At 62.9% G+C, this 10,045-nt stretch carries 12 protein-coding genes; 7 read left to right on the top strand and 5 right to left on the bottom strand.

The genetic code is table 11. The features are described 5' to 3' along the window. Positions 1-204, bottom strand: a 204-nt coding sequence (locus ACTS2Z_RS00530; protein WP_442571283.1) for a hypothetical protein, incomplete at its 3' end; no start/stop codon positions are given. A gap of 8 nt (positions 205-212) precedes the next feature. After that, positions 213-1,016 (bottom strand): DUF1838 family protein, encoded by an 804-nt coding sequence (locus ACTS2Z_RS00525; protein ID WP_442571282.1) that lies wholly within the window; start codon positions 1,014-1,016, stop codon positions 213-215. A gap of 138 nt (positions 1,017-1,154) precedes the next feature. On the opposite strand from ACTS2Z_RS00525, the gene ACTS2Z_RS00520 reads away from it, so the two are divergent. Further along, positions 1,155-1,640: a DUF1330 domain-containing protein gene (locus ACTS2Z_RS00520; RefSeq protein WP_442571281.1), complete on the top strand. Its 486-nt coding sequence runs from the start codon at positions 1,155-1,157 to the stop codon at positions 1,638-1,640. A gap of 48 nt (positions 1,641-1,688) precedes the next feature. Here ACTS2Z_RS00520 and ACTS2Z_RS00515 read toward each other — a convergent pair whose 3' ends face one another. Then, positions 1,689-2,381 (bottom strand): hypothetical protein, encoded by a 693-nt coding sequence (locus tag ACTS2Z_RS00515; protein WP_442571280.1) that lies wholly within the window; start codon positions 2,379-2,381, stop codon positions 1,689-1,691. 192 nt (positions 2,382-2,573) lie between these two features. Between ACTS2Z_RS00515 and ACTS2Z_RS00510 the strand changes: the two genes are divergently transcribed. The 4 genes from ACTS2Z_RS00510 (at position 2,574) to maiA (ending at position 5,804) form a co-directional block, all read left to right on the top strand. After that, positions 2,574-3,332, top strand: a complete 759-nt coding sequence (locus tag ACTS2Z_RS00510) for an IclR family transcriptional regulator (protein WP_442571279.1) — start codon at positions 2,574-2,576, stop codon at positions 3,330-3,332. 73 nt (positions 3,333-3,405) lie between these two features. Further along, positions 3,406-4,458 carry a gentisate 1,2-dioxygenase gene (gene gtdA, locus ACTS2Z_RS00505; protein WP_442571278.1) on the top strand — a complete coding sequence of 351 codons (1,053 nt, stop codon included), beginning with the start codon at positions 3,406-3,408 and terminating at the stop codon, positions 4,456-4,458. Continuing rightward, positions 4,455-5,153: a fumarylacetoacetate hydrolase family protein gene (locus ACTS2Z_RS00500; RefSeq protein WP_442571277.1), complete on the top strand. Its 699-nt coding sequence runs from the start codon at positions 4,455-4,457 to the stop codon at positions 5,151-5,153. Before gtdA ends, ACTS2Z_RS00500 begins: the two co-directional genes overlap by 4 nt. 18 nt (positions 5,154-5,171) lie before the next feature. After that, positions 5,172-5,804, top strand: coding sequence for a maleylacetoacetate isomerase (gene maiA / locus ACTS2Z_RS00495; RefSeq protein WP_442571276.1), 633 nt, complete (start codon positions 5,172-5,174; stop codon positions 5,802-5,804). Between the two features lie 97 nt (positions 5,805-5,901). On the opposite strand, the gene ACTS2Z_RS00490 is transcribed toward maiA, so the two are convergent. Then, positions 5,902-7,197 (bottom strand): Rieske 2Fe-2S domain-containing protein, encoded by a 1,296-nt coding sequence (locus ACTS2Z_RS00490; RefSeq protein ID WP_442571275.1) that lies wholly within the window; start codon positions 7,195-7,197, stop codon positions 5,902-5,904. A 22-nt stretch (positions 7,198-7,219) separates the two neighbouring features. Further along, positions 7,220-8,458, bottom strand: coding sequence for a flavin-dependent oxidoreductase (locus tag ACTS2Z_RS00485; protein WP_442571274.1), 1,239 nt, complete (start codon positions 8,456-8,458; stop codon positions 7,220-7,222). 332 nt (positions 8,459-8,790) lie between these two features. Between ACTS2Z_RS00485 and ACTS2Z_RS00480 the strand changes: the two genes are divergently transcribed. Together ACTS2Z_RS00480 and ACTS2Z_RS00475 are read left to right on the top strand one after the other, a co-directional pair. After that, positions 8,791-9,465, top strand: coding sequence for a 4-carboxy-4-hydroxy-2-oxoadipate aldolase/oxaloacetate decarboxylase (locus ACTS2Z_RS00480; RefSeq protein ID WP_442571273.1), 675 nt, complete (start codon positions 8,791-8,793; stop codon positions 9,463-9,465). A gap of 9 nt (positions 9,466-9,474) precedes the next feature. Then, on the top strand, positions 9,475-10,045 hold a 571-nt coding region (locus tag ACTS2Z_RS00475), incomplete at its 3' end, for an alpha-hydroxy-acid oxidizing protein (RefSeq protein ID WP_442571272.1).

Below are 10,045 nucleotides of genomic sequence, written 5' to 3'. Positions count from 1 at the left end.
ACCGCCGACATGAAGCTGGGAGTAGACCAGCGTTCCTGGAATGACGGGATTGGCAAAACGCTCATGCACGACATGCAGGTGCGGGCGTGCCGGATCAGTCTCGCCGGCCATCTGCCGGGCATTGTCGAACCGGCCTTCCAGCGCGTCTGCAATGGCCGGTCCTCCCAGAGGCAGGGCCAGCGCCACAATTAACGCGGTCAGCATGATGAACCTCACTGACCCTGAAGGCTGCGGATTTCCTCAAGGTTCTCGGGCGGGGCCATCCACAAGGGTGCCTCGGCTTCGATATACTGGCGGAAGCGTTCCGGCACGTCCTCGTAATTGTCGATGCGCCAGCTCACCATGTGAATGATCGAGGGGCCGCCGCCTGCCCAGGGCGGCAGGGCCCCATAGCGTGCCCATGACAGCGTCATCGGGTGGGAGATGTCGGCGTCCGGCGTGACGAAGAAGTCGTAGTTTTCCCACGCCTCATAGCGCGTTTCGGTGCCGGGGATCGGGAAGTCCAGAAAGACCGGCGCGCTGAACACATAGGTGTCACCAAGCCGGGTAACGCCCATGTCCCGCTCGGGGCCGAAGCGTTGAAGGCGCGGCGCGCGGCCCTGCTCTACTACCGTTTCGAGGAAACCGTCATCGGAGAGTTCATAGGTGATGAACTGGTAGTCATAGGCAATGGGTGAGACCGGGTTGCCGTTGTATTCTCGCAAGATCTCCCCGGTCGTCGCGTCGCGGTAGATATAGGTCTTGCGGTTGAATTGATGCGCGGTCGGACGCTCCGCGCCCTCCACCTGCTCGCCGCGGGCCGTGTCATACCCTTCCATCAGGAACAGGATTTCACCGGAAGGGTAGGCACGAACCGTACCGGCCGAATACCAGTAAACCGGTTCGCCGGTGCCGAACCGGGCCTCGGTAAAGACGCGGAAACTGTCCTCGTCAAATCCGCCCGGTGTCCCTTGTGCGAGGGCCGGAGCAGACGTGATCGCGAAACCGGCCAGCGCGGCCAGCGCAAGAGCTTTCATGATGGACTCCCCTTGGGCATTGCATACCTCTGGAACCAGAGTAGCGCGCCTCTCCGGAGAGGGAAGTCCAAAAGATATATCTTTTGCAGATGGCGGACTGGCTGCGCTAGGCTGGCACCCTATCGGGAGGTAACAGGCATGTCGTTGAAGATCGTGATTACTGCAATCGTTTGCAGCCTGAGCGGGTTGGGCGCAGGCCTTGCCCTGAGCGGGGCCATCAGTCCGGACCAGCCAGCAGCATCAGCGCAGAGCCTTGAGCCGGCAGCGGCTCCGCCGCCTGCAGGTGCCGCCTACATGGTGGTGATGGGCACCGTTCATGACCGGGCGAATTTCGGCGCCAATTATGTGGCCCATCTGCCCCCGCTCTATGCGCGCCATGGCGGACAGTATCTGGCGGTGACGGGCAATCTGGAAACGCTGGAAGGCGAGCTCGGCTTCCGCTCTGTGGTCCTTTCGGTCTGGCCGGATGCGCAATCCGCGCGCGATTTCTGGAATGATCCTGAATACCGCGCCCTTGCAGAAGCCCGGATCGAAGGCGGCTGGGGTGATTTCGACGTAATGCTGCTGGAGGGCCTGCCCGGCGTCGTGCCGGTTCTGGCCAGCGAAGCTGCATCAGAGGACTAGGTGAAAGGGCGGGCCGGAGACGGCCCGCCCGTTGCCGATCCAGACGTCTCAGAACGGCTTTACCGAAGCAAAGAAGCAGGTCGCCGCGATCAGCACCCAGTAGGCGTAGGCGACAGACCGGCCGATCGAGATGGAGCGGGCAAGCTTCGTCTCGACACTGTCATCCGGCCCGGCGGCCAGCACACGGAACATGGCCTGCCATTCATGCATGATCAGGCGCAGGATGACGCCGATGATCAGGGCAAGGCCGTAGGTCAGCACCTTGGCGGCGTACCATTTCTGGCCATCGCCAGCCTCGAACGGACCCATGCCCGCGAGCGAGGTAATGCCGGTGATGATCAGGAGCGGGATCAGGATATAGCGGCTCCAGTCCTCAAGGCCCGAGAGCAGGTGCCAGATGGGCTTGCCGCGCGTCATGAACGCGCCCCAGGTAATGCCCATCCAGACGAGCCAGATCAGCCACATGGCAACCATCCACCAGCCGCCCAGCGGCTGGACGCCCCACAGATAGCCCATGTGAAGGCCCAGAGGCAGCAGGGTGATGATCCCGGTGCGGGCCAGAATGTCGATGCGGTAGGCGGTATCCATGTGACGCTGGCGTTCCTCCAGCGGCAGCCTCGGATTGATCACCTTGTAGGAGGTCTGGAACACGCCCCATTCACCGCCCAGCCAGTACACCATCGCCAGAATGTGCAGCCAGCGCAGGATTTCCAGTTCGTGCGCACTCAGCCATTCGCCCATTTTTGCCTCCCCGACCAAGGGCGGATCGCTCCGCCACTCCGAATAACCACACTTTTCATAAAAGATATATCATTAGGCGGCAATCGGGATTGAGCGGGCAATGTGTCGCGCCGCTTTCCGCCCGGAGGCAAACCCGGTCTAATGGGCGCGAACGGGGTGGCAGGGTCGCCGGCTCGTCATCGGGGAAGAGGCATGACGTCGAGGCGCGAAGGCATCCAGTCGGTCGGAACCGGATTGCGGGTATTGCGCGTGCTGGCGGCGCTTGATGGTCCGGCCGGTCTCGGCGTGATTGCACGTGCTGCAGGCCTGTCATCGCCGCAAGCCCATCGATACCTTGTCAGCCTTACCGAAGCAGGCATGGCGCGCCAGCTGCCAGGAGATGGCCGCTATGATCTTGGTCCCGGTGCACTCGAACTTGCGCTGGGTGCCTTGTCGCGGGTGGACGCGTTCAGTGAGGCTGATGCCGCGCTCGCCCGCTTTCGCGACGAGACCGGACGCACCGTCCAGCTGGCCGCGCTTGGCCCCAACGGCCCGGTGATCGTGCGCTGGTTCATGGGCGTGCCCCCGGTTGTCACGGCACTAGCGGTCGGCTCGCGCCTGCCCTTGCTGCGTTCCGCCACCGGCCATGTCTTCCTCGCCTATCGCGAGCCGCAGGAAACCGGCTGGATGGTCGAAGAGGAATTGCGGACCACCGGAGTCAGCGGCGGGATCGATGTAGAGGCGCTGCGGGCCAGTACCCGCAAGACCGGCTATTCCAGCGTCAGCGAGACGCTCATTCCCGGCCTGAGAGCCAGTGCGGTCCCGATACTCGATTTGCAGGGCAGGGCAGCGCTTGTTGCAACCCTGCTAGCCAACTCAGCCGTCAGCGAAGAGGACGAGGCGCGCGACCGGGCGGCTCTGGCTGATGCCTGCCGCGCGATTTCCCGGTCGATAGGCGGCTCGGGCATATAATTCCGTAATATGAAATGCATTGCCTTATGCGGTACGATGGGTGACAATCGGTATAACGCCGGAGGAGACCGTCATGCAGGCTGAACGCGCCAACGAACAGCAAGTCCAGCTGGAAGCCCTGTACGGGGAAATGCGCCCGCATCAGCTGGCACCCTTGTGGGAAGTTCTGGCAGAGCTTGTAACGCCGACACCGGCCTGTCCGGTTAAGGCCCATGCCTGGGACTATGCCACGGCGCGTGATTATCTGATGCGCGCCGGCGATCTCATTTCGGCGGCGCAGGCCGAACGACGCGTACTGATTCTGGAAAATCCCGGCCTGCCCGGCCAGTCCGCGATCACGACCAGCCTCTATGCCGGGTTGCAGCTGATCCTTCCAGGCGAAGTCGCGCCCTGTCACCGGCACTCGCAGTGCGCATTGCGCTTCGTGCTGGAGGGTAATGGCGCCTTTACCGCCGTTGATGGTGAAAAGGCGGTAATGGCACCCTTCGATCTGGTTCTCACCCCCGGCTGGCAATGGCACGATCACGGCAATGCGACCGACCGGCCCATGATCTGGCTTGATGGTCTGGACATCCCGACCGTGCGCCATTTCGATGCCAGCTTTGCCGAAAAACTGGGCGAGGCGGCCCACCCCGAAACCGTTCCTGCCGGTGACAGCACAAGCCGGTATGGCCGCAATCTGCGTCCGCTGCGCGGCACGGCGGCCGATCGCCGGCCTGCCCACCAGCCGCTCTTCCACTATCGCTATGAGGACTGGCGCGGCGCGCTCGACAGGCTTGCACGCACGGAGGCCCCCGACCCGCATCTTGGCCATGCAATGGAGTTCGTGAACCCGGCGAACGGAGGCTCGATCATGCCGACCATCTTCGCCCATGCGCGGCTCTTGCCAGCGGGCTTCAGGACCCGCACCCGCCGCAGCTCCGATGCCACGGTCTTTGTGGTCGTGGAGGGGCGTGGAACCGCCTATATCGGTGAGGAAAGCATTGCCTTGGCGGACCGCACCGTGTTTGTCGCTCCGTCGTGGAAGCCGGTATCGATCGATGCGCAGTCAGAACTTGTCCTGTTCGGCTATTCTGACCGCGCAGCTCAGGAAAAACTCAATCTTTACAGGGAAGAAAACGCGTGACCCTAGCATTTGAACCCCAGCCGCCTGTCCTCGCTCCAGTGGATGACGGCAAGCAGTTTCCCGTACGCCGGCTTTTCTGTGTGGGACGCAACTACGCCGCTCATGCCCGGGAAATGGGCCGCGACCCGGACCGCGAGCCACCCTTCTTCTTCAGCGCATGGGCCGAAACGGTCGTGACGGGCAATTCCACCATCGCCTACCCGCAAAAGACCAGTAATTACCACTATGAGGTCGAGCTGGTCGTGGCGATCGGCAAAGGCGGGCGCAACATCCCAGTCGAGACGGCAATGGACCACGTCTATGGTTATGCTGTCGGTCTCGACATGACCCGCCGCGATCTCCAGCTTGAAGCGCGCGAGCAGGGCCGTCCCTGGGACACGGGCAAGAATGTCGAGCAGTCAAAGCCGCTTGGCCTCATCCGCAAGGCGGGCGCGGGCTTTGATCCCACCCGCGGCAGCATCAAGCTCACTGTCAACGATGCCGTCCGTCAGGACGCCGATCTTGCCGATCTCATCTGGCCGGTGGCGGATGTTATCGCCTACCTTTCCGGTCTCTATCGGATCGAGCCGGGTGACCTCATCTATACCGGTACGCCCGCAGGCGTCGGCGCGGTGGTGCCCGGTGACGTCATGAACGCAAGCATTGACGGGCTGGAGCCCCTTGCCGTTACGGTCGGTGAGACCCTCAAGGACTAGCAGACAGAGGCTGTTTTCATGATCCTTCACGGATATTTCCGCTCTTCGGCGGCCTGGCGCATCCGCATCGCGCTGGGTCTCAAGGGGCTGGAGGCGCAGCACGTCTCCCATCATTTGCGCAAGGGCGAGCAGCGCTCCGACGCGTATCTGAAGCTCAATCCGCAAGGCTTGGTGCCGGCGCTCGAAACCGATGATGGGGCAGTGCTGACCCAGTCCCTTGCCATCATCGAGTATCTCGACACGCTCAAGGCAGAGCCGCGCCTCATCCCGGCGGACCCGATTGAGGCTGCCAAGGTGCGCAGCTTCGCCCTCGCCATTGCCTGCGAGATTCATCCCTTGCAGAATCTGCGTGTGCTGAAAAAGCTCGGCGCCATGGGACATGATGAAGCCGCGGTGCAGGGCTGGGCGCGCGAGGTGATCGCCGATGGCCTCGCCGCGCTGGAGATCGTGGCCTCAGCTGAAAAGGGGCCGTTCTGTTTTGGCGATGCGCCGACATTGGCCGATATCTGCCTCGTTCCGCAGCTGGGCAATGCGCGCCGTTTCGGCGTCGATCTTTCTGCTTATCCGCGCCTGATGGCGGCCGAGGCAGCGTGTCAGGCACTGGACGCCTTTGCGGCCGCGACACCGGATCGCCAGCCCGACGCCGAATAGTCGAGACAGCTGAGCCTGAAAGCAAAAACGCCCGGCAAGCCGCACGGCCTGCCGGGCGTTTTCACGTCAGCGCCGCCCCCCGGCTGCGTTGCGTGTGTCAGATCTTGATGACCTGTCGGTCGTCGTATTTCTGGCGGTTTTCCAGCCCCATCGCGTCACAGAATTCCTGCCACACCTCCGGAGGCTGGCCAGCCTGAAACATGAAGCGTTCCATGTGTTTGCCGAAGACAGGGTGAGCGCGCATCTCTTCACGCGATACCCCGTCAACGAGGATGTCGCGCTCCGCAATCGGCAGTTCGACGCAGGTGTTTTCTGCCGGGTCGCGGATGATGCCCATCGGGTCCTCACCGCGTTCTATGGCCTCAATATCGTCCTTGAGCTGACGGCGCAGCATCAGAATGCCCCGGTCGCTCATGCCGAGCTTTTCCATGGTCCGGTCGGCAATGGTGCCCTGTCCCACCCAGGCGATGAAATCCTGGTTGATGACATGGGTGCTGATCCAGCGCCCGGTATCAGGATCCGTGATCGGCCCGTGCCAGGTCGGGATGGTTTCCTGCTCATAGGGCTCCATCTCGGTCGGCACGCGCTGGAAGACCCAGGCAACGCTCAGCGTGTTCTCGTCATCAATCGGCACGCGCCATTCAAAATGGTCGCCGAGGAAGAAGCAGTTCGGCCACAGGCAGACCCGGCCCACTGACCACATCGGATGGTCCTCTGGCAGGTCCTCGCGCTGGCGGCGATAGATCAGGCCATAGCGGAAGGCATCAAAACCGACCTTCATGTGCTTGGGGCCCAGCTCGGCGTCGATATCGCTCTGCCGGCGGCTCCAGTTGGTATGCATCCACTCGAAGTGTACCGGATCGATGGAGTTTTCCTGGCATTGCAGCCAGTTGCACGGGATTTTGGAGATGATGATCTGGCGGAAACCGTTCTTCCAGGTGAAGGGCTCCCAATTGGGCAGTTGCGGCGCCGGGGCCGGGCCCATATAGGCCCAGATCATTCCGGCGTGTTCACGCACCGGGTAGGCAAGGATCTTGATCTTGTCCTTGTAGCGGGCCTTGGGCGCTACCGTGTCCTCATAGGGCATTTCCACGCACTGCCCGCTCTCGTCATAGGCCCAGCCATGATAGTTGCAGCGCAGGCCGCACTTCTCGACGAAGCCGTAGGAGAGGTCTGCGCGGCGGTGGGCGCATTTGCGCTCCACCAGTCCGAAACGTCCGCTGAGGTCCTTGTAGAGCACGAGATCCTCGCCCATCAGACGGACGGGCTTCACGCGCGTCTTCTCGTCAAACTCGCTGGCCCCTGCAATCGGCATCCAGTGCCGGCGCAATACGCCGCCCATTGGTGTTCCCGGTCCAACCTGGGTCAGAAGGGCGTTTTCGGCAGCATCCATGATCTCAACTCGTATGCAGCAATCAGGGTTTGGTCAGATCGGTGGAGGAGAAACCTGCCACGCGCTTGTACTGTTCGGACAGGGCCTTAAGCTCGTCGTGCGAGATGAAGTCGTCCAGATTGTCGAACGGGCGGTCGCCGGTCAGCTCCTCCACCCGGATATTGATGATGTCCGGCGGTGAACTGCGATTGGCACGCACGACCTGACCGGTCGGCTCCAGACGCGCGGCCTCGTAGGCTTTCAGCGCAGACTGCGGATTGCCAGTGCTGGCGGCAAGGCAGTCCGACAGCGTGCGGGCATCGATAAGGCCTTGTGCCGAACCGTTCGAGCCGCGCGGATACATCGGGTGGGCGGCATCGCCTGCCAGTGTCACGCGGCCAAAGGTCCAGCGGTCCAGCGGGTCCTTGTCGACCATCGGGTATTCCAGCAGCGTCCCGGCATCGAGAATGAGTTTCTCCACGTCGAGCCATTCAAACTTCCAGCCCTGATACACGGGCAGGAAGTCCTGCACCTTGCCGCCCTGGTTCCAGTCATTCATCGTCGAGGTCGGCTGTTCGATCTCGGCCACCCAGTTGATGAGCTGGTTTCCGTCGCCGTCTATGTCGTCGATGATCGGATAGATCACCATCTTGCCGGTGCGGATCGAGCCGATACGCAGATAGGTGCGCCCGTCGAGGATCGGCTTGCGGCGCGTTGTGCCGCGCCAGGTATTGATGCCGGTGAATACCACCTTGTCGTCGGGGTAGAGCAGCTTGCGCGTCACCGAATTGACGCCGTCACACCCTATGGCAATGGACGCACGCACGGGCGGCAGGCTTTCCCCGGTGGAAGTTTGGCGGAAGGCGAGGGTCACCCCGTCCTCGTCCTGCTGGAAACCGGCAAGCTGACAATCGGTGTGAATGCGGTCTGCGCCAAGGCGTTCAAGAGCGGCCTTGTAGAGCGCGGTGTGCAGGCGTCCGCGATGGATGCTCACTTCCGGGTAAGGGCTGCCGCCGGCGAGCCCGCGCGGCTCGCTGTAAATCTTCTGGCCGAAGCGGTTGTAGAAGGCGCTGGTATGCAGCTCGATGCCGGCGCTGCGCGCTTCCTCGCCCAGATTGAGCGCCGTCAGTTCGCGCATCGCATGGGGAAGCAGGGTGATGCCGACGCCGATCTCGCGGATTTCCGGAGCAGCCTCGTAGACACGGCTCTTGATCCCGCGTTGCTGGAGGCCAAGTGCTAGGGCAAGCCCGACAATGCCTCCGCCGATGATCGCGACTTCCATCAGTCGTGCTCCTATCCGCCCCGTGCGTGGGGAAAACCTGACCGGTTTTCCTTTCACTGAAGGTCTTCGATAAATTAGGCAGATGTCATATCAATTATGTCAAGCCGGTTCAAGCGCGTATCAACCGGTGCCGCTGTGTTGCAGGTCAACCGATGGGCTTTGCGGGCCTTATCGCATGATATTTATGAGGATTGTCTTCGCTGGAGCCGGCGAGGTGCGGGAAGGGCTGGCGTTTGCACCTTGTGGACGGCATGTCGATACGATACGCATACGTCTGATGAATGGGCGGCAAGACGTTGTTCGTCACCGTTCGCCATGAGAGAGAGCCGGTCATGAATCGCTATTCGCAAGACAGTCTGGACCGCGCCCGCAAGCTGGGTGCTGCCACGCTTCACGAAGGGGCAGGGCGCATTGGCGCCTTGCCGTCTGCGATAAAGCCGGTCCGCGCGGACATGGTCGTTTGTGGCCCGGCCTTCACGGTCCATTGCCCGGCGCTCTCCAACCTGCAGATCCATCATGCGCTCTATCAGGCCCAGCCGGGCGATGTGCTGGTCGTACACGTGAGTGGCGGCAAGGAGGCCGGTTACTGGGGTGATATCCTCAACGAGGCGGCGCTGGCGCGGGGGCTCGGCGGCCTCGTCATTGATGGCGGTGTCCGCGATACGGCGGGGCTCGCCGCGATGGACTTCCCGGTCTTTTCCGATGGCGTTTGCATTCGCGGCACCGGCAAGGACCATTATGCCGCTGCCTGGCTGCAGGAGGCGGTGCGCATGGGTGAGGTCCTCATCCGGCCGGGTGATCTGGTGCTGGGCGACAGGGACGGTGTGGTTGTCATTCCCGCGGCGCAGGTCGACTCGGCGCTCGCCGCTGGCGAGGCGCGCGAGGCTGACGAGGCGCGCAAGATCGAGCAGATCCGCAAGGGCGCGCGCACGATTGATCTCTATGGCTTTGCCGACGGCGTTCCTGCAAAGCTGGAATCGGGGATACCGTATCGCCGCCAGCCCTAGGGAGCGGACATGAAACCTGCCTCGCTTGATGCCTATCGGGAAATGGCGAGGCGTAGGCTGCCGCGCTTCCTGTTCAATTATATCGAGGGTGGCTCGTTCTCGGGCACCACGCTGGCACGCAATGTTTCCGATCTTCAACGCGTGGAACTGCGCCAGCGCGTGCTTCGCGATGTGTCGCAAATCGGCCTTTCGGTGGAATTGTTTGGCGAAACCTTTGCCCTGCCGGCCGGCCTCGGCCCGGTCGGCCTTGCCGGTATGAATGCGCGGCGCGGTGAGGTTCAGGCGGTGCAGGCTGCCGAAGCCGCCGGTGCGCCCTTCTGCCTCTCCACGGTCTCCTTGTGCCCGCTGGAGGAAGTGTCCGCCGCCGCAGTTCGTCCCTACTGGTTCCAGCTTTACATGGCGCGGGACCGCGGCTTTGTTGCCGACATGCTGGCACGCGCACAGGCGGCGGGCTGTTCGGTCCTTGTCCTGACGGTGGACCTTGCCGTTCCCGGCGCGCGCAATCGCAAGGGCGGTGCGGGGCTGGGCACGCCGGGCCTCGCCGGAGCTGCAGCGCGCTTTGCAGAGGCGGTGGTGCGCC

The organism is Glycocaulis sp., from assembly GCF_052168375.1.
In the GTDB taxonomy this organism is placed as follows: Bacteria; Pseudomonadota; Alphaproteobacteria; order Caulobacterales; family Maricaulaceae; genus Glycocaulis.
Note: the sequence above shows the minus strand (reverse complement) of the source record. Positions and strands in the feature narration are given on the sequence as shown.

Excerpts from the sequence above, each read along its gene's own strand:
- ACTS2Z_RS00525 (WP_442571282.1), bottom strand. The coding sequence starts at position 1,016 with ATGAAAGCTCTTGCGCTGGCCGCGCTGGCCGGTTTCGCGATCACGTCT.
- ACTS2Z_RS00520 (WP_442571281.1), top strand. The coding sequence starts at position 1,155 with ATGTCGTTGAAGATCGTGATTACTGCAATCGTTTGCAGCCTGAGCGGG.
- ACTS2Z_RS00515 (WP_442571280.1), bottom strand. The coding sequence starts at position 2,381 with ATGGGCGAATGGCTGAGTGCGCACGAACTGGAAATCCTGCGCTGGCTG.
- ACTS2Z_RS00510 (WP_442571279.1), top strand. The coding sequence starts at position 2,574 with ATGACGTCGAGGCGCGAAGGCATCCAGTCGGTCGGAACCGGATTGCGG.
- gtdA (WP_442571278.1), top strand. The coding sequence starts at position 3,406 with ATGCAGGCTGAACGCGCCAACGAACAGCAAGTCCAGCTGGAAGCCCTG.
- maiA (WP_442571276.1), top strand. The coding sequence starts at position 5,172 with ATGATCCTTCACGGATATTTCCGCTCTTCGGCGGCCTGGCGCATCCGC.
- ACTS2Z_RS00490 (WP_442571275.1), bottom strand. The coding sequence starts at position 7,197 with ATGGATGCTGCCGAAAACGCCCTTCTGACCCAGGTTGGACCGGGAACA.
- ACTS2Z_RS00485 (WP_442571274.1), bottom strand. The coding sequence starts at position 8,458 with ATGGAAGTCGCGATCATCGGCGGAGGCATTGTCGGGCTTGCCCTAGCA.
- ACTS2Z_RS00480 (WP_442571273.1), top strand. The coding sequence starts at position 8,791 with ATGAATCGCTATTCGCAAGACAGTCTGGACCGCGCCCGCAAGCTGGGT.